General features: G+C 68.6%; 21 protein-coding genes and 1 riboswitch. Of the genes, 12 read left to right on the forward strand and 9 right to left on the reverse strand.

The window, feature by feature from the left end; genetic code table 11:
* Positions 1–13 precede the first annotated feature (13 nt).
* Entirely contained in the window at positions 14–886 is an 873-nt protein-coding gene (locus D472_RS0103890; protein ID WP_017603191.1) for an oxidoreductase, read from the forward strand.
* A gap of 82 nt (positions 887–968) precedes the next feature.
* Here D472_RS0103890 and D472_RS0103895 read toward each other — a convergent pair whose 3' ends face one another.
* The 3 genes from D472_RS0103895 to D472_RS0103905 form a co-directional block, all read right to left on the reverse strand.
* Positions 969–3491, reverse strand: a complete 2523-nt coding sequence (locus tag D472_RS0103895; RefSeq protein WP_083903373.1) for a penicillin acylase family protein — start codon at positions 3489–3491, stop codon at positions 969–971.
* A 166-nt stretch (positions 3492–3657) separates the two neighbouring features.
* Positions 3658–4695 carry a nitronate monooxygenase gene (locus D472_RS0103900; RefSeq protein ID WP_017603193.1) on the reverse strand — a complete coding sequence of 346 codons (1038 nt, stop codon included), beginning with the start codon at positions 4693–4695 and terminating at the stop codon, positions 3658–3660.
* 37 nt (positions 4696–4732) lie between these two features.
* Positions 4733–6091 carry an MFS transporter gene (locus D472_RS0103905; RefSeq protein WP_394295611.1) on the reverse strand — a complete coding sequence of 453 codons (1359 nt, stop codon included), beginning with the start codon at positions 6089–6091 and terminating at the stop codon, positions 4733–4735.
* A 136-nt stretch (positions 6092–6227) separates the two neighbouring features.
* Here D472_RS0103905 and D472_RS0103910 point away from each other — a divergent pair, with 136 nt between their 5' ends.
* The gene (locus tag D472_RS0103910; RefSeq protein WP_017603195.1) at positions 6228–6983 is read left to right on the forward strand and encodes an SDR family oxidoreductase; all 756 of its coding nucleotides are present in this window, start codon (positions 6228–6230) and stop codon (positions 6981–6983) included.
* Between the two features lie 106 nt (positions 6984–7089).
* Here D472_RS0103910 and D472_RS0103915 read toward each other — a convergent pair whose 3' ends face one another.
* Positions 7090–7359 (reverse strand): HPr family phosphocarrier protein, encoded by a 270-nt coding sequence (locus D472_RS0103915; RefSeq protein WP_017603196.1) that lies wholly within the window; start codon positions 7357–7359, stop codon positions 7090–7092.
* A gap of 66 nt (positions 7360–7425) precedes the next feature.
* On the reverse strand, positions 7426–8367 hold the full coding sequence (locus tag D472_RS0103920; protein WP_017603197.1) for a 1-phosphofructokinase family hexose kinase: 942 nt from the start codon (positions 8365–8367) through the stop codon (positions 7426–7428).
* Between the two features lie 282 nt (positions 8368–8649).
* Between D472_RS0103920 and D472_RS0103925 the strand changes: the two genes are divergently transcribed.
* The 6 genes from D472_RS0103925 (at position 8650) to D472_RS0103950 (ending at position 14368) form a co-directional block, all read left to right on the forward strand.
* Complete coding sequence (locus D472_RS0103925; protein WP_017603198.1) at positions 8650–9411, forward strand: DeoR/GlpR family DNA-binding transcription regulator; 762 nt, start codon at positions 8650–8652, stop codon at positions 9409–9411.
* Positions 9412–9473: 62 nt separating this feature from the next.
* Positions 9474–10574 carry a PTS mannitol transporter subunit IICB gene (mtlA, locus tag D472_RS0103930; RefSeq protein ID WP_017603199.1) on the forward strand — a complete coding sequence of 367 codons (1101 nt, stop codon included), beginning with the start codon at positions 9474–9476 and terminating at the stop codon, positions 10572–10574.
* A gap of 48 nt (positions 10575–10622) precedes the next feature.
* Positions 10623–10931, forward strand: a complete 309-nt coding sequence (locus D472_RS0103935; protein WP_017603200.1) for a PTS sugar transporter subunit IIB — start codon at positions 10623–10625, stop codon at positions 10929–10931.
* Entirely contained in the window at positions 10921–11361 is a 441-nt protein-coding gene (locus D472_RS0103940; protein WP_026117359.1) for a PTS sugar transporter subunit IIA, read from the forward strand. The genes D472_RS0103935 and D472_RS0103940 overlap by 11 nt, the downstream gene beginning before the upstream one ends.
* Positions 11362–11449: 88 nt before the next feature.
* The gene (locus D472_RS0103945) at positions 11450–12490 is read left to right on the forward strand and encodes a zinc-dependent dehydrogenase (protein WP_017603202.1); all 1041 of its coding nucleotides are present in this window, start codon (positions 11450–11452) and stop codon (positions 12488–12490) included.
* 138 nt (positions 12491–12628) lie between these two features.
* Complete coding sequence (locus tag D472_RS0103950; protein ID WP_017603203.1) at positions 12629–14368, forward strand: phosphoenolpyruvate--protein phosphotransferase; 1740 nt, start codon at positions 12629–12631, stop codon at positions 14366–14368.
* A gap of 142 nt (positions 14369–14510) precedes the next feature.
* Here D472_RS0103950 and argJ read toward each other — a convergent pair whose 3' ends face one another.
* On the reverse strand, positions 14511–15671 hold the full coding sequence (argJ, locus tag D472_RS0103955) for a bifunctional glutamate N-acetyltransferase/amino-acid acetyltransferase ArgJ (RefSeq protein WP_017603204.1): 1161 nt from the start codon (positions 15669–15671) through the stop codon (positions 14511–14513).
* 173 nt (positions 15672–15844) lie between these two features.
* On the opposite strand from argJ, the gene D472_RS0103960 reads away from it, so the two are divergent.
* Positions 15845–16879, forward strand: coding sequence for a serine hydrolase domain-containing protein (locus D472_RS0103960; RefSeq protein ID WP_026117360.1), 1035 nt, complete (start codon positions 15845–15847; stop codon positions 16877–16879).
* Here the strand turns inward: D472_RS0103960 and otsB are convergent.
* Positions 16848–17693, reverse strand: a complete 846-nt coding sequence (otsB, locus tag D472_RS0103965; protein ID WP_017603206.1) for a trehalose-phosphatase — start codon at positions 17691–17693, stop codon at positions 16848–16850. The genes D472_RS0103960 and otsB overlap by 32 nt on opposite strands.
* A gap of 138 nt (positions 17694–17831) precedes the next feature.
* Positions 17832–18116 carry a DUF3263 domain-containing protein gene (locus D472_RS0103970; protein WP_017603207.1) on the reverse strand — a complete coding sequence of 95 codons (285 nt, stop codon included), beginning with the start codon at positions 18114–18116 and terminating at the stop codon, positions 17832–17834.
* A gap of 378 nt (positions 18117–18494) precedes the next feature.
* Between D472_RS0103970 and D472_RS0103975 the strand changes: the two genes are divergently transcribed.
* Positions 18495–19661 carry a S8 family serine peptidase gene (locus D472_RS0103975; RefSeq protein WP_017603208.1) on the forward strand — a complete coding sequence of 389 codons (1167 nt, stop codon included), beginning with the start codon at positions 18495–18497 and terminating at the stop codon, positions 19659–19661.
* A 231-nt stretch (positions 19662–19892) separates the two neighbouring features.
* Positions 19893–20489, forward strand: a complete 597-nt coding sequence (locus D472_RS0103980; protein WP_017603209.1) for a GrpB family protein — start codon at positions 19893–19895, stop codon at positions 20487–20489.
* 97 nt (positions 20490–20586) lie between these two features.
* Here D472_RS0103980 and D472_RS0103985 read toward each other — a convergent pair whose 3' ends face one another.
* A complete protein-coding gene (locus tag D472_RS0103985; protein ID WP_017603210.1) occupies positions 20587–22023 on the reverse strand; it encodes an alpha,alpha-trehalose-phosphate synthase (UDP-forming) in 1437 nt (478 codons plus the stop codon).
* 310 nt (positions 22024–22333) lie between these two features.
* A riboswitch (SAM riboswitch) is annotated at positions 22334–22472 on the forward strand.
* 13 nt (positions 22473–22485) lie between these two features.
* Between D472_RS0103985 and thrC the strand changes: the two genes are divergently transcribed.
* On the forward strand, positions 22486–23745 hold the full coding sequence (gene thrC / locus D472_RS0103990; protein ID WP_017603211.1) for a threonine synthase: 1260 nt from the start codon (positions 22486–22488) through the stop codon (positions 23743–23745).
* Positions 23746–23761 lie beyond the last annotated feature (16 nt).

A 23761-nucleotide genomic window follows, 5' to 3' on the forward strand; every position in this document is an offset into this window, starting at 1 on the left:
CTACGTTGAGAAAATGACCGAGAAAAGCATCCACCTACCCGACTTGAGCGGTCGCGCCGTCGTCATCACCGGAGCCAACAGTGGCCTGGGCTTGGAGGCCGCCAAGATCCTGGCCGGGCGTGGAGCCCGCGTGGTCCTGGCCGTACGCGACACCGCCAAGGGCGAGGAAGCCGTCCGGGAGGTCCCGGGCGAGACCGAGGTTCGTCGTCTCGATCTGGCCGACCTGGCCTCGATCCGCGAGTTCGCGCGAGGATGGAAGGGCGACCTCGAACTCTTGATCAACAACGCCGGGCTCATGGCCATCCCGAGGTCCCGAACCAAGGACGGCTTCGAGACCCAGTTCGGCGTCAACCACCTCGGTCACTTCGCTCTCACCAACCTGCTCCTGGAACACGTCACCGGCCGGGTCGTCACCGTCTCCTCCGGGTTGCACGCGGGGGCCACCGGGATTCACTTCGACGACGTGAACCTCGAACGGGGCTACACCCCCTACCGGGCGTACAACCAGTCCAAACTCGCCAACCTGCTGTTCACCTTGGAGTTGCAGCGCCGGTTGGAGGAAGCGGGCTCCCCGGTCCTGGCCGTGGCCTCGCACCCCGGCTACGCCGCCACCAACCTCCAAGGTCGCACCGAGAAGGTGTGGGAGGACCGGTTCATGGGGGTGCTGACCAGGCTCGTCGCGCAGAGTGCCTTCGCCGGTGCGTTGCCCACGATCTACGCCGCCACCCAGGACGTGCCGGGAGCCGCCTACGCCGGTCCCACGGGGCTGTTCATGAGAGGCGCCCCCGGCCTGGTGCGGCGAAGCGCCGCGGCTCAGGACACCGCCGCCGCCCGACGGTTGTGGGAGCTGTCCGAGGAGATGACCGGCGCCTCGTTCCCACTGTGAGTCGCACCATGGGACGCGAACGAACGGCGGCCCCAAGGCGATGATCCGCCTCGGAGCCGCCGGGTCTGGCACGGGACGTGGATCACGGGGTGAGCGTGAGTTCGTCCGTGCTCGCCTCGCGGACGGCCTCCTCCGTCACCGCCCACGGCAGCGACGAACCCTGCGCCCACAGCTCCAACTGGTCGTCGTAGTTGCGGTGGAAGGCGTGCCCCGAGTTGCCGGTCAGGTGGATCCAGGTGGAGGCGTCCCGGTCGGCCAGGTCCACGACCATCCGCATGGACGGGACCGCGGTGATGCCGTAACCCTCGGCCGCGTTCCACCCGGTCGCGTTGACGATGCTGGAGCCACCCGAACTCTCCACCGGGCCACGGTTGAACAGCCACTCCACCGGGCCGATGCCCGAGGTGCCGAACGACTCGTGGGTCGCGGTGAGGGTGTGCAGGTCGCCCCAGCGCCAGTCGGCCGGGGTGTCGCCGAGCAGGTCGGTGAGCTCCTCGGTGGCCTCGTCCATGGCGGCGGCGAGTACCGCGTCGCGGCCGTCGACCTCTTGGCCGTCCCACCATGGGGACTCGGGGTCCTGCAGCAATTCGGTCACCACGTACATGCCGCGTGAGCTGCTGTTCATGGTCACCTCGCCCATCTCGTCGAAGAGCAGGGGGAGCAGGTGGCGCCAGGTGGCGTTGTAGAAGGCCGCGCCGGCGGAGTCGGGTTCGTTGAAGTGGTCCCACTCGGCCAGTTCGGACTGCGCCTCGGCGGTGGTGCCGTCCACGTCCACGTCCAGCAGGTACGGGGTGATCTCGACCGCCGCGCCGTGATGGGAGTCCATCAGGACACGTTCCATGTCCTGGACCGTCACCGGCCCTTGGGCGATCGCCTCGGCCAGCAGGTCGTTGATCCGCTGACTCCGGTAACCGTAGTCCCAGTCGCTGGTGAGGAAGTGTTCGTAGTCCTCGTCGACCACCGACTGGTTGGCGGTGACGATGACCCCGGACTCGGGGTTGAACACGCTGGGCAGCTCGTCGAAGGGCAGGTACTCCTCCTCCCAGTCGTGGCCGGAGACCCAGCCGGGCACGGGCCAACGACCGTCGCCCTCGCCGCGCACCGGCACCAGGCCGGGGGACTGATAACCGATGTTGCCCTCGTTGTCGGCGTAGATGAGGTTCTGCGCGGGCACCTCGAACTTCGACGCCGCGTCGCGGAAGCCGTCCCAGTCACGGGCTCGGTTCAGGGCGAAGACGGCGTCGGCGGTCGTGCCCGGCTCCAGGGCGGTCCATCGCAGGGAGACCGCGTAGGGCGCGTCGTCGCCCTCGGAGGGGTTGGCGCCGACCTCGCTCAGGTTCGCCCCGACCTCGGTGTCGGACAGGATGGGGCCGCGGTGGGTGGAGCGGATGGTGATGTCCACGTCCTGGCCACCGGAGACCTTGATGGTGTCCTCGATGATCTCCAGGGGAAGTTCCTCACCGTCCACCACGTAGTGGTCGCCCTCCACCTGTTCCAGGTAGAGGTCCATGACGTCCGGGTTGAGGTTGGTGAAGCCCCAGGCGATGGACTCGTTCTGACCGATGACGATTCCGGGCAGTCCGGAGAACCCGAATCCGCTGACGTCGAAGGGGCACTCCTGGGTCACCTCGGTGCAGTGCAGGCCCATCTGGTGCCACGTGGACGGCATGGAGGCGCCCAGGTGCGGGTCGTTGGTCAGCAGGGGAGCGCCGGTGTCGGTGTGTTCACCGGAGATCACCCAGGAGTTGGAGCCCAGGTCGGGGCTGCTGGAGGGACCGAGGAGGTCGGGGATGGCCTCGTGGATCCTGTCCAGGCCGTCGAGGGCGGCGAGGGCGTCCTCGGGCAGGTCCGGGGCGGGCGACAGGTCGGCCTCGGGGGCGGTGCCGTCGTGCTCGTCGGTATCGGTGATGGGGGCGTGGCGCTCGGTCGGGTAGGCCGGGTACAACTCCTCGATCCGTTCCCGGTCGAGTCCGTTGGCGAGCAGGTGGGCGCGGGCGGTTTCGTCTTGGAGGTTGCCGCCCAGGTCCCAGGCCATGGCCTTGAGCCAGGCGAGGCTATCGGTGGGGGTCCAGGGTTGGACGGTGTAGTCGTCGGCGGTGATGCCCAGGAGTCCGTACTCCAGACTCGCGGACAGACCCTGGTTGTCGTCGAGCCAGGCGTTCACCCCGGCGGCGTAGGCGTCCAGGTAGAGCCGGGTCTCCTGGGAGAGGAGGTCGTACTCCTGCTCGGCGGTCCGTCGCCAACCCATGGTGCGCAGGTAGACGTCCGTCTCGACCTGGGCCTGGCCGAACAGTTCGGCGGTGCGGCCCGCGGTGACGTGGCGACGGAAGTCCATCTCCCAGAAGCGGTCCTGGGCGTGGGTGAAGCCTTGTGCGATGAACAGGTCCTCGGCGTTGTCCGCGTACACGTGCGCGACCCCGTGGTCGTCCCGTAGCACGGTGACCGGCGAGTTCAGTTCCGACAGGCCGAGTTCTCCGTCCGTGGTGGGGAAGGAGCGTCGTACCGCCCACACACCCAACAAGGACGCGATCAGTGCAAGTGACGCTATAACCGCCACAAAGCCCAAAAGGACACGAAGGAGGACACGCTTACGCAATACACCCATGGCGGAAGCGTAGAGTGCCCCACCTCACGTGCTCTAGGTCTCATGCTCTGACTGGTCCTAATTGTTACCAACTGGTAGGTCCGCTTTCGCGGTGCGTAGCGGAAGGGGCACGCGGAGGAAGACGGCCAGGCCCATGAGACCGAAGTAGATGCCCATGCGTTCGGGATCAGAGCCGGGCACCCGCGTCGATGGCCTCGGCGCGCAGCGCGGCCACCAGCTCGGCGGCCGGCAGCTCCCGGCAGCGACGAAAACCCGTACCGGCCCACAACGCCATGCCCTCGGGGTCGGCGACTCGAGTGGCCGCCGCGCGCAGCGGTTTGGTCATGTGGTGCACCTGCGGGTAGGCGCTGGGGGCGTCCTGGTGCTCGCGCATGAAGCGGTTGGTCAGTCCGCGCGCCGGTCGCCCGGTGAACGCGTACGTCAAGGAGGTCCGGGTGAAGGAAGGATCGACGAGTGCGGCCTTGTGCGGTGGCCGGGCACCGCTTTCGGGGCAACGCAGGAACGCCGTGCCCAGTTGCACCGCCATCGCCCCCGAAGCCAAGGCGGCGGCGATGTCGGCACCGTCCATGATCCCGCCGGCGGCGATGATCGGCACGTCCACCGCGCGGGCCACCTCGGGCAGCAACTCGGCCAAGGGGCGGTCGTCGCCGCGTGCGGGATCGAAGGTGGCGCGGTGGCCACCGGCCTCCACCCCTTGGACGCACACCCCGTCCGCACCCCGGGCCACGGCGATCCGGGCCTCCTCGACCGTGGTGACGGTGACGACCGTCGTCGAGCCCACCGCGCGGATCCGGTCCAGGACCTCCTCGGAGGGACAACCGAACGTGAAGCTCACGAGCCCGACCCGGGCTTGGAGCAACAGGTCGACCTTGGTCGTCCAGTCATCCTCGTCGTACCGGGCGGGCCCCACCTCGGTCCCCAAGCGGCGGGCGTCCTCGATGAGCTCGGATCGGTAGGCGTCCAGATCCACGCTCGGTTCGAGGGCGCCGGAGGGGACGAACAGGTTGACACCGAACACGTCCGTACCCGAGGCCCGCACCGACTCGATCCGCTCCGCGAGGGTTCCCGCGTCCAGGTAACCGGCGGGAAGCGACCCCAGGCCGCCGGCGCCGCTCACCGCGACCACCAGGTCGGGAGTGGTCGCGCCCCCGGCCATCGGCGCCTGGATGATCGGACGCTTCGCCAACAACCGTGACAGGTCCATGGCCGCTTTCTCCCCCGTATCGACTGGCCGCAGATTATCAGCGGGGGAAACGCGCTTTTCGAGTGGGCCGGTCCCTGCCTGAACCGCTCGTTGGATCGGTTCTCGAAATCGTGTTTTCCGAGGTGATGAATTCGGTGGACTCGGGAAAGCAACGTGTCAGAACGAGTGACGTGGCGCCGGCGATGACGGAGACCGTGGCCAGGAGCGTCACCGCTGTGGGGACACCCCACAGTTGCCAGAGCCAACCGAAACCGAAACTGGTCGCGATACCACCGAGCGCGGCCAGGGCCGTGATCGCGGAGAACATGGTGCTCCGGTTGGCGTCGGGGAACATCAGTTGGTACCAGACCCCCGCCACCACGCCCGCCAGGCCGATGAGGAGTTCGGCCGCGATCAGTCCCACGATCAGCGGGACCACGTCATGGGCGGCCAGCACCACGGGCGTGCCGATCACCATGACGGCCAACGGACCCCACAGGTGTGGTCGTGTGGGATCGACCCAACGCGCGCAGGCGGCCCCCACGGTCAAGGACACGGTCATCGACAGCAGGAACAGGCCGTTGAGCCGTAGGTCCTCCCCGAACCGCTCCACCAGCATCGGCTGCCAGGAGACCACCAACAACACCGTCGCCGACATGGCCCCCACGGCCAGAGCCACCATCGGAGCGAACCGCCGACTGAGCACCAGGGAGACCGACTCCAGCATGATCACGCCGATCCGTCGGTCCGGTCGCCCGGGAGTGGAGGGAAAACACACCGGTGCCGCCAGGGCGAGCAGTAACAGCAACCCACCGCCGCACGCGATCAGCGGCCCAGCGGGCAGCCATGTGCCCGCCACCATGACCAGGGCCGCGCCCAGAGCGGACCCGATCCGCCCCCACAGGCCGCAGATCCGGACGATGCGCGCGATTCGCGTGGTCCGGTCCTCAGAACCGACCCGGTTGATCAGGATCGTCTGCAAGGTCCCCGAATGCAGGGCGAAGCCGATGGTGCCCAGGCACATGCCCGCCAGGGTGAGGGGCAGGGCCGTCACGGTCCCGATCAGCACGAAGCCACTTCCCCACGAGAGCAACCCGCTCACGAGGAGCCTGCGGTGCCCGTACCGGTCGCCCAGGGCTCCGCTCGGTGCCTCCATGACCAGCCCGACGAAGTTGGCCGCGGCGACGATCGTCCCCACCATCCACGGGTCCGCGCCCCGGCTCAGAAGGACCGTCACGAACACCGCACCGTAAACGAAGTCAGCGAGGGAACATCCGAGTGAGTAAAGGGTGAGTCGGGTGAGCAAAGGGGATTCGTCAGATGATTTCCGTGGAGCAGAATCACGCACGGGATCCCCTGTCTTTCGATGGAAGGTATTCCTGGAGGAAATTTTGCCGAAGCTACCACGCGCCACCACTCGAGATCATGCGTTTTCTCTGCTGTCCGACCGATTCCCCGACCAGGAGATCGAGGGGACATCGACCCGACCGACACCCCTTCCCATCGGCCCGGATACGCTCGGCACGACAGACGGACCCCAGGGAGGGAACCACATGACAGTGACCGCGGTCGTTACCGGAGCCAGCAGCGGGATCGGCGCCGCCACCGCGCGTGGACTCGCGGCCGAGGGCTACGAGGTGGTCTTGGTCGCTCGTCGCGCCGACCGGATCGAGGCTCTGGCAAAGGAGATCATCGAGGCGGGCCACAGGGCTCGGAGCCAGGTCCTCGACGTCACCGATCGGGCCGCCGTGGACGCCTTCGCCGAGTCCCTGGAATCCTGTGGCGTACTCGTCAACAACGCGGGTGGTGCGATCGGCGTCGAGACCATCGCCACCGCCGACCCCGCCGACTGGCGGAAGATGTACGAGGTGAACGTCCTGGGCGTGCTCAACATGACCCAGGCCCTTCTGCCCAAGCTCATCGCCAGTGGAGACGGCACCGTCCTGGTGGTCTCCTCCACTGCCGGACACATCGTCTACGAGGGCGGCGGCGGTTACGTGGCCGCCAAGCACGGTGCGCACACCCTGGCGGCCACCTTGCGCCTGGAGTTGTGCGGGGAGCCGGTCCGGGTGGTGGAGGTGGCCCCCGGCATGGTCAAGACCGAGGAGTTCTCGCTCAATCGTCTGCGTGGCGACGAGGCGGGGGCCGAGGACGTCTACGCGGGGGTGCCCGACCCGCTGAGTGCCGAGGACGTCGCCGACACCATCGTGTGGGCACTCACCCGGCCCTCACACGTCAACGTCGACCTGCTGGTGGTCCGTCCGCGTGCCCAGGCCGCCCAGCACAAGGTCCACCGGATCGAGGAGTAGCCCGACCCCTCTTGAAGCGGTGCCGCCGAAGGCCTCCCCCTCGTTCTGGAGGGGGAGGCCTTCGGCGATCGGCGGTGTCCTTCGACCGGCGGGATCGACGAGGCGCCTACTTGGGGTCGAGTTCCTTGCCGAGTAGTTCCACGAGGCCGTCCAAGGCTTCGTCGGCCCCCTCCTCGTCGCAGGTCAAGGTCACGATCTGGCCATGGGAGGCGCCCATGGACATCACGGCGAGCACGCTGCGCGCGTCCACCGCCTTGTGACCCTCGCGGGAGATCATCACGGGCAGGCCGGTCTCGTTGACGGCCTGGACGAACAGGGCGGCGGGTCGGGCGTGCAGGCCCAGTTGGGAGCCGATGGCAACGGTGCGCTCTGGCATGTCGGTCCTTGGAGGGTCTCGTCGTCGGGGCCGGTGGTCCCTGCCCCGTTCATAGCGGTCGGTGGATCAGAGTTCGTCGATCCGCCACAAGGGGTCGGGATCGGGGGTCGAATGGACGCCTTCGGTGGTGACGTCGCCGGGGCCGGGGACCGTGGTCCCGGGCAGGGACACCGCGGCGGTGCCCCAGGCCACGGCCTGACGCAGCCTCTCCTCGAACGTTCCCTGGTGGGCGAGGAAACCGGCCAGCGCGCTGTCTCCCGCGCCCACGGTACTCCGGGTGCGTACCCGGGGGCCGCGTGCCCACAACACCTGATCGGGCTCCACGTACAGGGCTCCATGACCACCCAGGGTGACCAGGGCGGCCTCGTTCCCTTTGGCCAGCACCTCGCGGGCCGCCGAGGTGGCCTCGCCGATGGTGGTCGGGGCGTGGCCGACGAGATCGGCCAATTCCTCGAGGTTGGGTTTGAGCAGGGCCACGGACCCGGTGCCGGTCGCGGCCTCGAGCGGGTCGCCGGAGGTGTCCAGGGCGAGTGGCACACCGTAGTCGGCGGCGAGTTCGGCCACCCGAACGTACAGGTCGACCGGGGCGCCGGCGGGGAGGCTACCGCTGGCCACCACCCAGTGGGGGGCCTTGGCGAGTTCGCCCTCCAAGGCCCGCAGTAGCGCTTGGACCTCGTCGGGAGACAGGGTCGGCCCGGGTGCGTTGATCTTGGTGGTGGTGCCGTCGGCCTCGGTGATGGCGAGGTTGCCACGGGTCTCGCCCTCGATGGGCACGGCGACCCGGGGAAGGTCTCCCAGCAGGGTGCTGAGTTCGGCGCCGCCGCCACCGCCCACGGGCAGGACCGCCCGGGTGTCGATGCCCGCTACGAGCAGGGCGCGGGCGACGTTGACGCCCTTGCCGCCCGCTTGCGCCCGTGTCGCGCGTACCCGCAGGACCTCGCCTCGGACGAGGTCGTCGACCTCCAGGGTGTGGTCGACGCTCGGGTTCGGGGTGAGGGTCAAGATCATGGGAGCTCTTTTCGAGGGGCGCGGCACCCGGTCTGAGTGTGTGACTGTCTTTGATTATGTGTGTTTGTCTGTGTGTGTCAACAGTGTGACGGTCGGCGGAGGGAGGGGTGGGGGTGGCTCCGGGTGGGCTTCTTTCCTGCTCGTCGTTCCTGGGAAGAGAAGGGGTGGCTTGGTCGAGGGGTGGTTCGGGGTGCTGGGATATTGGAAGGAGATACCCCTTGTGTGTCTCAGGCAACACGATTAAACTCACCCAAAACCACACCGAAACACAGGTGAAACCACATGTACGCGGAAGAGCGCCAGAAGGTGATCCTCGAACGTGCCCGCCAGAACGGCCGGGTCGACGTCACGGGGCTCGCCTCGGAGTTCGACGTCACCTACGAGACCATCCGTCGTGACCTCACCGCCCTGGAGCGGCACGGGGTCCTGCGCAGGGTCCATGGTGGCGCGATCCCCGTCGAGCGTTTGGGTTTCGAGCCCGCGCTCAAGGTGCGCGACTCCGTCCTGACCGAGGAGAAGGAGAGGATCGCCAAGGCGGCGCTGGCCGAACTCCCCGAGGAGGGCGCCATCCTCCTCGACGCGGGCTCCACCACCGGCCGACTGGCCGAACAGCTGCCCACGGACCGAGAACTCACCGTCGTCACCAACTCCCTCTCCATCGCCCTCACGCTCACGCCCCGGACCAACGTCAACCTCATGCTGCTCGGCGGTCGCCTGCGCACCAGAACCCAGGCCAGCGTCGACGCTTGGGCCCTGCGTTCCCTCGCGGAGTCCTACGTGGACGTCGCCTTCATGGCCACCAACGGTGTGTCCGTCGAACGCGGACTCACCACACCCGACCCGGCCGAAGCCGAGGTCAAGCGCGCCATGATCGCGTCCTCCAGACGCGCCGTCCTGCTCGCCGACCACACCAAGGTCGGCAACGACCACTTCGCCCGCTTCGCCACCGTCGAAGACCTCGACCTGATGATCACCGACCACGGACTCGCCGATGGCCTCGCCGACGAACTCGAGTCCGCCGGTCTGATGGTCCAGGTGGTCTGAACCCACACCGTCCATCACCTCGGCGGGCCACCACCGCCGCGCCTCTCAGGAGGTTCCCCCTGATGTCCACTCAGCAGAGCGAGGGAAGACTCGCCTCGGTCCGCTCAGGAGTCCAGCGCTTCGGCGGATTCCTCGCGAGCATGGTCATGCCCAACATCGGCGCCTTCATCGCCTGGGGCCTGATCACCGCGTTGTTCATCCCCGATGGCTGGTGGCCCAACGAACACCTCGCCGGACTCGTCGACCCGATGATCATCTACCTGTTGCCGCTGCTGATCGGCTACACCGGTGGTCGCCTGGTCTACGACAAGCGCGGTGGTGTCATCGGTGCGATCGCCACCGTCGGTGTGATCGTCTCCGCGGACATCCCGATGTTCCTCGGCGCTATGGTCGTCGGCCCACTCGCGGCCTACCTGCTCAAGCACTTCGACCGCCTCGTCCAGCCGCGCGTCCCGGCCGGCTTCGAGATGCTCGTGAACAACTTCAGCTCGGGCATCCTCGGCGGTCTCATGGCGGGTCTGGGGCTGTACGCCATCGGACCGGTGGTCACCGTCATCGCCCGTTGGCTGGGCTCGGGGGTGCAGTTCCTGATCGACGTGTCGCTGCTGCCGCTGGTGTCGTTGATCGTCGAGCCCGCGAAGATCCTCTTCCTCAACAACGCCATCAACCACGGAGTCCTCGGTCCCTTGGGCGTGGCTCGCGTGGCCGAGCATGGCAAGGCGATCGAGTTCCTCATCGAGACCAGCCCCGGTCCGGGCCTGGGCATCCTGCTGGCCTGCATGCTGTTCGGTCCCAAGCTCAGCCGGGCCACCGCACCGGGAGCGATCATCATCCACTTCTTCGGCGGCATCCATGAGATCTACTTCCCGTACGTGCTCGCCCAACCGAAGCTACTCCTGGCCGTGATCGGCGGCGGTATGTCCGGAGTGACCACCTTCATGGTCCTGAACGCCGGGCTCGTGGCGACCCCCGCACCAGGAAGCATCCTCGCCCTCATGGCGGTCACCCCGCGCGGTGACCACGTCGCCGTCCTCGCCGGCGTCGCCGTCGGCACGATCGTCTCGTTCGTCATCGCCTCGGCGCTGCTCGGCTTCGGTCGCGCCGAGCGTCGGGCCGAACGCGAGGCGGCCGCCGCTGAGAACGCCACCGGCCAGACCGCTTAGAACCCGCCCCGTCAGGGGCTTGCCGGACCACTCAGTCAGGAGGGCCACATGGCCACCATCGAAGGATCGGACGTCAACAAGCTCGTCGTCGCCTGCGACGCCGGCATGGGCAGCAGCGTCCTGCTCACCTCACAGCTCAAGAAGAGCCTCTCGCCCCACGGCGTCACCGTGGAGCACTCTCCGGTGGACCGTGTGCCCGACGACGCCGACGTGGTGCTGTGCCACGCCGGCCTGGTCGACCGGGCTCGGGCCCGGGTGCCCGACACCGTCGTCATCGGCTTCCAGATGTTCCTCGGCGACCCGGTCTTCACACAGGTGGAGACGGCCATCAGGGAGGGTGGAACCCTTGCCGGCTGACCTCGTCCTGAACGCGGACGCCATCCGCCTCGGTCGCACCGCACGCGACCGCGCCGACGCCATCGACCAATGCGGCCACCTGTTGGTGGAGTCGGGCGCGGTCGAGCCCGGTTACGTGAGGGCCATGCACGAGCGGGAGGCCTCGATCCCCACCTTCATGGGTGAGGGCGTGGCCATCCCGCACGGCACCGACGCCTCCCGTGCCCTCGTGCGCAGGACCGCGCTCGCCATCGTCCAGTTCCCCGAGGGGGTCGATTGGGACGGACCCACCGTGCACGTGGCCATCGCCATCGCCGCGTCGGGAGAGGAACACCTCAAGGTGCTCTCCTCCCTGGCCGGAGTCCTCGCCGATCCCGAACGGGCGGCTCGACTGCGGTCGGCCACCGACCCCGAAGAAGTCCTCGAACTGCTCGCACCCGCTGCGGACTGACCACGTGATCCCCGGTGGACACGGTCCACCACTCGCTCGAACGGTCGGGGCGGCGCCCCCGCCTCGACCTCTCCAGAAAGGCCCCACCATGCTCGTCGCCCGCTTCTACGCCCCTGGGGACATCCGTTTGGAACAGGCTCCCGAACCCGCCCCGGGACCGGGACAGCTCAAGATCGCCGTGGCCAACTGCTCCACCTGCGGTACCGACGTCAAGATCTCCCGACACGGCCACCACCACATCCGTCCGCCTCGGGTGATCGGCCATGAGATCGCGGGCCGGATCGTCGAGGTGGGCGAGGGTGTGGGTGGCTGGACCGAGGGCGATCGGGTACAGGTCATCGCGGCCATCCCCTGTGGGTCCTGTGTCGAATGCTCGGACGGTCGGTTCACGGTGTGCTCGCGACAGGAGTCGATGGGATACCACTACGACGGCGGGTTCGCCGAGTACATGATCATTCCCGAGGCCGTCCTGGCCGTGGACGGTGTCAACCGGATCCCCGACAACGTCTCCATGGCCGAGGCGTCCGTGGCCGAGCCGTTGGCCTGCGTGCTCAACGGCCAAGAGATCGCCGGTATCGACGAGGGCGACAAGGTGGTGGTGATGGGCGCCGGGCCCATCGGTTGCCTCCACGTGCGCCTGGCCCGGGCCAAGGGCGCCTCCCAGGTGTACCTGGTGGACCTGAACCGAGGACGGTTGGACATGTCCGCGGCACTGGTGCGCCCCGACGCCGCGATCTGCGGTTCGGAGACCGACGCGATCGCCGAGGTACTGCGCCTGACCGGTGAACGGGGCGCGGACGTGGTCATCACCGCGGCCGCCTCGGGCAAGGCCCAAGAGGACGCGTTGCGGATGGTGGCGCGCAGTGGCCGGATCAGTTTCTTCGGTGGTCTGCCCAAGGACGACCCGATCATCCGGTTGGACGCCAACGCGGTCCACTACCGAGAGATCTCGATCTTCGGCGCCAACGGCTCCAGTCCCGCGCACAACAAGCGCGCCCTCGAACTCATCTCCTCGGGGGCGGTGCCGGTCGCCGACCTCATCACGGAGCGGATGGCCCTGTCCGACGTGCACAAGGCCATCGAGACCGTCGCCGCGGGAACGGCCGTCAAGGTCACCATCGAACCCTGAGCGAGTGGCCGAGTCATTCACAGATTCCGAATCAGGGCCGGCGCCGGCGTCGCGTTCGGGGTTGGCTGGTCGGGTCCCTACTCGACCCCAGCCGGCGAGAAGCCGTCGGCCCCGCCCACCAGCCGTAGGAGAGCACCCATGGACCAGACGGAAACCGCCCTGAACGCGGCCTCCGCACCGGTGTCCGACCCTGACCTGGCGCGCCTGCTCAAGGGCATCGCCGCCGGCCCGGGCGCAGCGGTGGCCCCCGTCGCACGGATGGCCGAGCCACCGTCCCTGCCCGAGAACGAACCCGTGGTCGACGATCCGGCGGCCGAGGAGGGCGCGGCGCTGTCCGCCTTGGACGAAGTGGCGGAGGAACTCCAGGGGCGCGCCACCGGCCTCGATGGTGAGGCCGGTGCCGTGCTGGGCGCCCTCGCGCTCATGGCCCGTGACCCCGACCTTCGCAGGCGGATCGGGGAGCTGGCCAGGGAGGGGCGGGCCGCCGCCTGGGCGGTCCACACGGCCTGCGGGAGCTACCAGGAGTTGCTCCTGGCGGCCGGAGGCTACCTGGCCGAACGCGCGGCGGACCTGGGTGATGTCCGTGACCGGGCCGTGGCCGTGCTCCTGGGACTACCGATGCCGGGCCTGCCCGACCCTGGCCACCCGTACGTGCTGGTCGCACGGGACCTGGCCCCGGCCGACACGGTCAGGCTCGACCCACAGCGGGTGAAGGCGATCGTTACCAGGCTCGGCGGCCCCACCAGTCACACGGTGATCCTGGCCCGTTCCCTGGGGTTGCCCGCCGTGGTGGGCTGTCAGGGGGCCGAGCACCTGGTGGAAGGGACCCTCGTGGCGGTGGACGGTGACGCCGGCACCGTGGAGAGGGAGCCGAGCCCCGAACGCGCCGAACGGTTCCGGGAACGCGCCCAACGCCGGCGTGCCCTGCTGACCGAGGCCGGCGGTCCCGGTCGGACCGCGGACGGCGTTCCCATCGCCCTGTTGCTCAACGCGGGTGAGGGGGATCCGGATGAGGCGGCCGCCCACGAGGGAGAGGGCATCGGCCTGCTACGCACGGAGTTCCTCTTCCTCGATCGAGCCGATCCGCCCACGGTCGCCGAACAGACCGAGGCCTACGCCCGGCTGTTCCGGGCCTTCGCGGGACGTGTGGTGACGGTGCGGACCCTGGACGCGGGTTCGGACAAACCACTGGACTTCGCCCCCACCGGTGCGGAGGCCAACCCGGCCCTGGGGGTACGCGGGTTTCGAACCGCTCGCCCACATCCGAGCTTGCTCCTGGACCAGCTCACCGCCATCGCCGCCGCCGAACGGGAGGCCTCCGCGGACGGCCCCTGTGCCCGGGTCCGGGTGATGGCGCCCATGGTGTCCACGGCGGCCGAGGCCATCGCGTTCGCCGAGATGGCGCACTCGGCCGGAATCGCCGAAGTCGGGGTGATGGTGGAGGTGCCCGCCGCCGCGCTGCTCGCCGAGCGGTTGCTATGTCGGGTGGACTTCGTATCGATCGGCACCAACGACCTGGCGCAGTACACCATGGCCACCGATCGGACCCTGGACAGCCTGCCCGAACTGCTCGATCCCTGGCAGCCGGCGCTGCTGCACCTGTTGGAGAGGGTGGGCCGGGCGGGGGAGAGACTCGGTCAGCCGGTGGGGGTGTGCGGTGAGGCCGCAGCCGACCCGTTGCTGGCTCCGGTCCTGGTGGGGCTGGGGGCCACCAGCCTGTCCATGGCCGCACCGGCGCTACCCGCGGTGCGCTACGTCCTGGCCCGGCACACCCAAGCCGAGTGCCGCCGTCTCCCGGGGCGNNTGGCGGCCGAGGATCCGCAGCAGGCCAGGAAGGTGGTGCGGGAGGCATCGCACCCGGAGGCGGTCCTCCTCTGACCGACCGGACCCCTCCGGTGTCGAGCGACCCGAGGACACCCCACGGCCCTTACCGGTAGGACCGCTCCGTCAGAGCCCACCGTCCAGGGTTCTGACGGAGCGAACGTCGTGGGTAGGGGGACACGCGCCCGGAGCCGACGGTTCAGGTCGTGTAGTCGGCGTTGATCCGGATGTAACCCTCGGTCAAGTCACAGCCGTAGACCGTGAAGTCACCATCGGCGATGCCCAGGTCCACGCTGATCAGCACCTCGTCACCCTTCATGTGATGGGCGGCGCGTTCCAGGGTCTGCTCGGTGGCCTCGGTGGGGAAGGTCTCCACGTCACCGAAGACGATGCGCACCTTCTCCGGGAGGATATCGGTCTCGTCCGAACACTTGCCCACCGCCATCGCGACCCTTCCCCAGTTGGGGTCGGCCCCGTGCACGGCGGTCTTCACCAAGGGCGAGTTCACCACGGCCTTGCCGACACGTTTGGCCTGAGCGTCATCGCGTGCCCCGGTGATCCGCACCTCGATGAGCTTGCCCGCTCCCTCGCCGTCGGAGGCGATCATCCGGACCAGTTTCAGGGCCACCTCCCGCAGGGCCTCCTCGAACTCGACCACGTCCACCTCCCCGGCCGCCCCATTGGCGAAGATGGCCGCCGAGTCGCTGGTGGAGGTGTCGGTGTCGATGCTCAGCGCGTTGAAGGTGCGGTCCACGACCCGGCGGAACACCGTGTCCAGGACCGGCTGCTCCAGCTCGGCGTCGGTGAAGAACCAGGCCAGCATGGTCGCCATGTCCGGCTCGATCATGCCCACACCCTTGGCCATGCCGGTGAGGGTCGCTCCGCCCACCTTCGCACTGGCGATCTTGGGGTGGGTGTCGGTGGTCATCATCGCCGCGGCGGACCGGTCCAGATCGGCCGGAGGGAATTCGGTGGGCAGCCCGTCCAGGTAGGAGCGCACCCGCTCCATCGGGTAAGGACGGCCGATGACACCGGTGGAGGCGATCAATAGTTCCTCGGGGGCGATCCCGGCCGCACGGGCCACGCGTTCTTGGACCTCCCTGGCGTCCCGTGCCCCGATCCGGCCGGTGGCCACGTTGGCGTTACGAGCGATCACCACGACCCCGCGGGCGTTGCCGTTCGCGGCCGCGTCGCGGCTCAGACGCACACTGGGGCCGGCGAATCGGGAACGGGTGAACACGGCGGAGACCACCGCCGGGGTCCGGGAGACGACGGTGAAGAAGTCATCGTTCGGATCCTTGATCCCGATGTTTCCGGCCACGCCGACGAAACCGGCGGGAACGGGCGTCTGGCTGCTCATCGTCCTCCTCGACAGGTGTGTGTCGGCCAGCCTACTTCGCCACGCCCGAGGACTCCGATTACGGCCTCGACCTGCGGGGTTTTCGTACTGTTCGATGACGATGCCGGTGTGACAAGCCGGAGTGAACGGGGTATCCGCCGAGAGTGGGGAAAGCACTCGGGGGGAGGCGTGTGGTGCGTGATGGTGACTGGCTCACCGAGACGGGGGCGCGGATCCGTGGGGTCCTGAAGGTGATGGTGGACGCCGACTGGCTTCCGGGCGGAACGGCGGTCATCGGTACCGGGGGCATGTGGGAGTTCGTGGCGGTCGGCCGGATCGACCACGAACACGACACCGCGCCGGACGTGTCCTACGACGTGGCGAGCCTGACCAAGGTGATGGCGACCTGGCCGTTGGTCGGTCGGGCGGTCGCCGAAGGTCTTTTGGACCTCAACGCTCCGATGGCCGAATACTTTCCGGGCGAGGATCTTCCCGGAGCCTGGGTGACGACCCGACAGATCCTCACCCACACCAGCCGGCTCAACCAGGTGACCTGGCTGGAGCGGTACGTGGGTACCGACCAGGACCTGGCCGAGGCGATCTTGGCGGACCCGCTGGAGGAGCCGGGCTATCGTTACATCGATCGCGGCTTCATCCTGCTGGGATTGCTCCTGGAACGGCTGTACGGCACGGGGTTGGAAAGGTTGGCGGCCGACTTCTGGGCCGGATTGGGGATGCGCGGCACCACGTACGGGCCGCTCGCCCGTTCGCCGGGCGTGGCGCCCACCGAGCGCCGTCTCGTCGGAACCGGACCCACCTGGGGCGTGGTGCACGACGAGGCGGCGGCGTTGATGGGTGGTGTGGCCGGGCACGCCGGGGTGTTCACCACCGCCATCGACCTGGGCGCCTTCGCTCGGGAGATGCTGCGTCTGTACAAGGGCGGGGCCGATGAGGCGATCCCTCGGTCCTTCGTGCGCGAGAGCTGGTCGCCTCAGGTGGACGTGGGGGCCCGACTCTCCCGAGGGTTGGGCTGGCTCGTCACCCCGGAGGGAGTCGTCTACCACAACGGCTTCACGGGAACGAGTCTGTTCATGCATCCGGAGAGCGGACGTTACGTGGGGGTACTCACCAACGCGGTGCACCATGGGCGAGACCGCACCGGCCTGGTGGACCTGCGTACCGAGGCCCGGTCGGCGCTCATTCCACAGGCCCACGAATCCTCGTCGTGAGTTCGTAGAGGAAGGCGGTGAGTCCGGCGGGACCGGACACGACCAGGTCGGCGGCCTCGGCCACCTGGGTCACCTCCTCGGAGGAGGAGCACACGGTCAGCCCGAGTACGCCCCGCGCGCGTAGGTCGTGCACGGCCGCGAAGGCGGGCAGGTCACCCAGGTCGTCACCGGCGTAGAGGACCGAGCGCGCCGCCCTCTCCCGCACGAGGGAGGTGAGGGCGGCGCCCTTGTCCACACCCCGTGGACGGAGCTCGATCACCATTCGCCCGGGCTCCAGCTTGAGGTCGGCGCGTTCGGCCAACTCGGCCAACGGCCCGGCCAGCAGCTCCAGGGCACGGTCCGGGTCCTCGGCGCGCCGCGTGTGCACCGCCAATGAACGACCCTTGTCCTCGATCCAGGTACCCGTGGGGGCGCCGGCGGCGTCGACCAAGGCGGGCAGTTCGGAGCGGACCAGCGCCACCCCGGGCGGTGGGTCGGCGGCGACCACCCGGCCGTCCACCCACCGTTCGGCGCCATAGTGACCGAGGACGACCACACCCGGAATCCGGTCCAGACCGCCCAGACGCACCGCGGTGGCGGCCGGTCGTCCGGTGATCACCGCGACCGTGCCGACCCGTGCGGACAAGGCGACCAACGCCTCCACGACCCCGGGTTGGGGCGCGGAGTCGCGTGGGTCGGAGACGATGGGGGCCAGGGTGCCGTCGAAGTCGAAGCCGGTCAGCGCCGTCGAGGGCTCCAAGAGCAGAGCCTTCAGAGCGGTGCGTCCCGCCTCGGTACCGGGGTCGAGCGACCCGCCGTGCTCGGCTGCGGACATGCGAGGACCTCATCGTTGTCGTTGGTGGGCCGCGCGGCGCGGTCCCTGGCGTCGACGTGTGGTCGTCGCCGGGGCCAAAGCGCGGTGGGTCGCGTGGAGCGCGAGGATCGCCCGAGCCACACGCCGTGGACGTCGTTCCTAGAGTTGGATGCCCAATTGGCGGGCGTTGCGTTGACGGCGGCGGTCGGCGCGCAGGCGGCGTAGACGTTTGACCGTCATGGGGTCGAAGGCGAGGGCCTCGGGGCGTTCGACGAGGCCGTTGAGCAGTTGGTAGTAGCGAGTCGCGGAGAATCCGAACTCGTCACGGATCGCCTGTTCCTTGGAGCCCTCGAACTTCCACCACTGGCGCTCGAAGGCGAGGATGCGTTGTTCGCGTTCGGCGAGGGCCGATCGACCGTCCTCGGACGGACCGATGTTCGGCATGGGACACCCCCTGAACGGGTAATTGGTTTGTCCGGATCGGCGCAACTCATGCTAGCGAATCGACATGTCGGATGAGGAGCGGAAAACCCAGGACTGGCACCAGGGATACAGTTACCTGTCCTACCGCTCCTGAGGACCGAGTCATGAGTCGCACGTGCCAGGCCGAACGGTCTGGGGCGGGGTGGTCCACCGCGTCCCAGCCAGGTTCAGCGTCCATCGGGATCGTGCCGATCCCTGTCCGAGGAAAGCGCGAGTACGCGCGGATGGAAACCTGCGGGTCACTCGTCCAAGCCTGGATCCCGTGCTCATGACAGAATCTCGAAGGTCGGGGGGGAGGGCCCGGCGCAACGCCGACCACAACGTTCGAGGGAGCCTGAGGTGCTCGGGGGCAACATCCGTAGCGGGACGAACACGCGCCATCTTCTGGGCGCCACGGCGGGGGCCTTGGGGGCCCTGCTCGTATTGGGGCAGACGGCGACGCCGGTCGTCGCCGCGGACATCCCCGACTTCCGCCCCGACCAGTGGGCGCTGGCGTCCATCGGGGCACAGGAGGTCTGGGACGGCACACAGGGCCGTGGCGCCACCGTGGCGTTGCCCGGGGTGTCCGTGGACGAGGAACATCCCGATCTGCGGGACAACGTCCAGATCGACACCGAGTTCGGTGCCAACGGAGACGATGACGAACAGGGCACGGCGGCGGCCGCCTTGGTGGCGGGACACGGGCACGGTAGGGACGCGGACGGTGGGGTCCTGGGGGTCGCTCCGGACGCGACCGTGCTGGTGCTGCCCACCGACGACGACCTGCCCGACGCGATCCGGTACGCCATGGACGAGGGCGCCCAGATCATCCTGCTGCCAGAGGAGACCGGTGGGGACGAGGAGCTGATCGACGCCGTAGCGGCCGCGGCCGGCGGAGGAGCGCTGGTGGTGGGGCCGGCCGGTGGGGACGAGGACCCGAACGTCCTCTCCGTGGCCGGGGTGAACGAGGATGGGGAACTCATCCCGGACTCTCCCGAGGCCTCGGAGATCGACCTGCTCGCTCCGGGGGACGAGCTGCGGACCGCTGGACAGGACCTGGGGCAGACCGACGTGAGCGGTGCCCCCTACGCGGCGGCCGTCACCGCCGGCGCCGCCGCGCTGCTCACCTCCCAATACCCGCAACTGACGCCGAACCAGTTGCGCGAGGCGATGGTCGAGGGCTCCCAACAGGGGCCGGACGGGCTGCCCACGTTGCACGTGGCCACCGCGGTTTCCCAGGCCTCCGGGGTGGCGGAGGACATCCCCCTGGTCGACGAGGACCTGGCGCAGGAGGAGGACACGGGTGTCCCGGTGTGGATGTGGTTCGCCCTCGTCGGCGTGGTGCTCGTGCTCATCCTGCTGTCGCTGGTGCTGTGGGTACGCCGTAGCAGCGCCGATCCCTACGGGGTGAAGGCCGAGCGCGCGGCCGAGGAAGAGGAGCTGGCGGCGGAGAGGGCCGAGCGGGCCAAGGCCGAGGAACGGCCCTCCCGGCGGAAGAAGGGCGGCCGCCGCCGCAAGACCAAGTAACGCCGGACGCGTACGACGGGCGTCCGCGAATGGGTTCGGGCGCCGGTCGTAGGCGCGTCTTCGGTGGGCACCGCCAAGCCTGGTTCCGAACATCTCCGCGGTGGTGGCGGGAAAGCACCATAGCCGAACGTCATGCCCGCCCAACGGAGTGTCACGGGCGGGTCGCGCGTGCATATGTAAGCCACGTGCAGGGTCTTGACGTGCGCACTCGGGCAGACAAGGCTGGGTGAGGTGACCTCTCTGAGCTCCCCCTCCCTGCCCAGTCGAGGCGAGCACCGCGCCGATCAGCCCGGCCACAGCCTGGTGAACGGTCGGGTCGCCATCGTTTCCCACGACCCCAAATGGCCCTACCTGTTCCAACAGGAGGCCGACCGTATCCGCCATGCCCTCGGAGACCGTGTTCGGCTCATCGAACACGTCGGCTCGACCGCTGTCCCCGACCTGGACGCCAAACCGTGTATCGACGTCCAGATGGCCGTCCCCGAACCGGATGACCGTTCCACCTACCTGCCGGCACTGGAGGAGATCGGGTACGTCCTCTTCGCTCCCTCCACCGACTGGCACGACCACCCGATCCTCAAGGGCACCCGGGTCAACGTAAACCTGCACGTGTTCTGCGAGGGTTCGGCCGGGCTCGACTCCATGCGCCTGTTCCGTGACTTCCTCATCGCGGACGCGCAAGCCCGCGAACGCTACGCGGTGGTCAAACGCGAACTGGGTGAACGCCGATGGGATCAGATCCGGGACTACGTCCGGGCCAAGGCCGGGATCATCACCGAACTCCTGGCCCAGGCCCGGAAATGGAAGGCGGAGCGGGGCGTGGAGTGACCCCCTCGAAGGAACGAGGACCGGGTCCCGTGCCGCCGGGTCCTCCTGGGTCCTGCCCTTGGGGAACGCTCCGGGCTCGCGCCGCTCCAGCGGCCCCTCAACCCAGGGAACGCAACTGCTCCTGGAACCACCGGCGCGGTGGCAGGGCCACCGACGCCTCGGCCAGCCGCTCCCGACGCTCGCGCCGCTCCGTCTCGGGCATCGTCAGGGCCTGATGCAGGGCTTGCGCGGTCTCCACCGTGTCGTAGGGATTGACCAGGAGCGCGTCCTGGCCCAACTCGTCCGCGGCGCCGGCCTCTCGGGACAACACCAGCACGGAGTCACGTTCGGACAGCACCGGGCCCTCCTTCGCCACCAGGTTCATGCCGTCCCGAATCGGGTTGACCAGCAATACGTCGGCCAATTGGAAGGACGCCAAGGACCGTGGGTAGTCATCGTTGACCTCCAGTACCACCGGTGTCCACTCAGGGGTCGAGAACTCCTCGTTGATCTCCTGAGCGGTCCTGAGCACCGACTCCGTGTACGCGCGGTATTCGGGTACGTCTCCACGGCTCGGGTAGGCGAAGGCCAGGTGCGTGACCCGACCGCGCCACTCCGGATGAGCCCGCAACAGTTCCCGGTAGGACTCCAGGCCGCGCACGATGTTCTTGGACAACTCGGTGCGATCCACCCGCACGATCAGCTTCGTGTCGCCGGCCAGTTCGCTCAGGGTGCGCCTGCGATCCGCCACGGCCGGCTCGGAGGCGCTCTCCCGAAGCACGTCCTCGTCCGCGCCCAAGGCGTGCACGCCCACCGAGACCACGCGCCCGCCGTACTCCACGGTGCACCGCTCCATGTCGACCTTGGCGCGCAGAACGTCGGCGCAGCAGCGTAGGAACGCCTCGACCCAGCGAGGGCTGTGGAATCCGAGTCGGTCGGCGCCGAGCATGCCTTCGAGCAGCTCACGGGCCACCTGGTTCGGCAACACGCGGAAGTACTCCGGTGGCGCCCACGGCGTGTGCGAGAAGTGTGCGATGCGCAGGTCGGGCCGGCGTGAACGCAGGATGCGCGGGACCAAGGCCAGGTGGTAGTCCTGCACGGCCACGCGCGCGCCCTCGGCGGCCCCGCTCACGAGGGCCTCGGCGAACGCGTCGTTGTAGGCGCGGTAGTCCTCCCACTGTTCGCGGAACTCGGAGCCGAAGGACGGCTTGTTCGGGGTGTCGTACAGCATGTGCTGCACGAACCACAGGGCCGAATTGGCCACGCCGGTGTAGGCGCCGCTCAGAGTTTCCTCGGCGATGTCCAACATGTGGACGCGCATGCCGTCCAGGTCGTAGATCTGGTCCAGACGAGCCTGCGGGGCCTCGGCGGCGGCGCGTCGATCGACGTCGGACAAGGCCGCGCACACCCAGAGGGCGTCGATCTCGGTGGCCACCGAACTCATTCCCGAGACCAGGCCACCGCCACCCCTGCGATGCTCCAGGGAACCGTCGGCCGCCGTGGTGAAGGAGACCGGTCCCCTGTTGGAGGCGATGAGGAGTTGTGCCTTGTCCACGTGTTGAATCCTCTCGAAGGCGCTCGAATGCGGTGTGGCGGGGCGTAGGACGGGGGCGCCCGGCGCATTGGGGCGCACCCTAGGTCTCGCCTGAGCGCTCGGTGCCCAAACGCGTCCCGGGCCGGAAGGTAAGGAGCGTCACGTTTTTCGAGACCCCTCACGTGTGCGGCGTCTTCGGGCGAAGTCGTCTCATCCTGTTTCGGAATGTGAGACGGCTGGTGTAATAAGGGTCACCAGGTATGGAAAGCCGGGCGGTGCCTCGGTTACAGTGACGGTGCGTTCTCCCAGTGGGAGCGCGACAACTTCATATTGCTCATCCAGAGGGGTGGAGGGACCGGCCCTACGAAGCCCCGGCAACCATCTCGACATGTGAACGCGCGATCGCGTGCTCGTCGAGGCAGGTGCCAACTCCGGCCTGGGGTCAAGGTGGCCACCAGGAAAGATGAGGGGAGACGCCTCGCCATGGCGATTGCCGCCGCTGAATCCACCGACGTCCGCGCCTTCGGCCCCGGAACCGCCCTGTCCTGTAGGGAATGCGGCGAGCGCTACGAACTGTCGCCGATCTTCGCCTGTCGGTTCTGCTTCGGCCCCCTCGAGGTGGCCTACGACTTCGGGAACGTCAGCCGCGAGGAGATCGAGAGCGGTCCCAAGAACATCTGGCGCTACCGTCGCCTCCTGCCGGTCCCCACCAACGTGGCCGACCTGCCCAACATGAACCCCGGTCTCACCCCCCTGGTACGCGCCGACCGTCTCGCCGCCGAACTGGGCCTGTCCCGCCTGCACGTCAAGGACGATTCGGCCAACCCCACGCACTCCTTCAAGGACCGCGTGGTCGCGATCGCCGTCGAGGCCGCACGCACCTTCGGGTTCACCACCTTGTCCTGCTCCTCCACCGGAAACCTGGCCGGTGCGGTCGGTGCCGCGGCCGCGCGCGCCGGGTTCGAGTCCTGTGTGTTCATCCCCGCCGGTCTGGAAGAGGGCAAGGTCGTCATGGCCGCCGTCTACGGCGGCAAGGTCGTGGCCATCGACGGTAACTATGACGACGTCAACCGCTTCTGCTCCGAGCTCATCGGTGACGAGATCGGTGAGGACTGGGGCTTCACCAACGTCAACCTGCGGCCCTACTACGCGGAGGGTTCCAAGACGCTGGCGTACGAGATCGCCGAACAACTCGGCTGGCGCCTGCCCGAGCAGATCGTCATCCCGATCGCCTCCGGCTCCCAGCTCACCAAGATCGACAAGGGCTTCCAAGAGCTCATCAAGGTCGGTCTGGTCCAAGACCGCCCCTACAAGGTGTTCGGTGCCCAGGCCACGGGCTGCTCTCCGGTGGCCAAGGCGTGGGAGAGCGGGCACGACGTCATCCAGCCGGTCAAGCCGGAGACCATCGCCAAGTCCCTGGCCATCGGCAACCCGGCGGACGGCCCGTACGTGCTCGACATCGCCCGGCGCACCGGCGGATCGGTCGAGCACGTGGGCGACGAGGAGATCGTCGACTCCATCAAGCTCCTCGCCCGCACGGAGGGCGTCTTCGCCGAGACCGCGGGTGGCGTGACCACCGGTGTCCTGCGCAAGCTGGTCCGCGAGGGCAGGCTCGACACCGAGGCGGAGACCGTCATCGTCAACACCGGTGATGGGCTCAAGACCCTCAACGCGGTCGACTCCACGGTCACCGCCACCATCAAGCCCTCCCTGGACGCGTTCGCCGCCGCCGGTCTGGCCTGAAACGTCCCGAACCACC

It is taken from the genome of Nocardiopsis alkaliphila YIM 80379 (genome assembly GCF_000341005.1).
Taxonomy (GTDB): Bacteria; Actinomycetota; Actinomycetes; order Streptosporangiales; family Streptosporangiaceae; genus Nocardiopsis; species Nocardiopsis alkaliphila.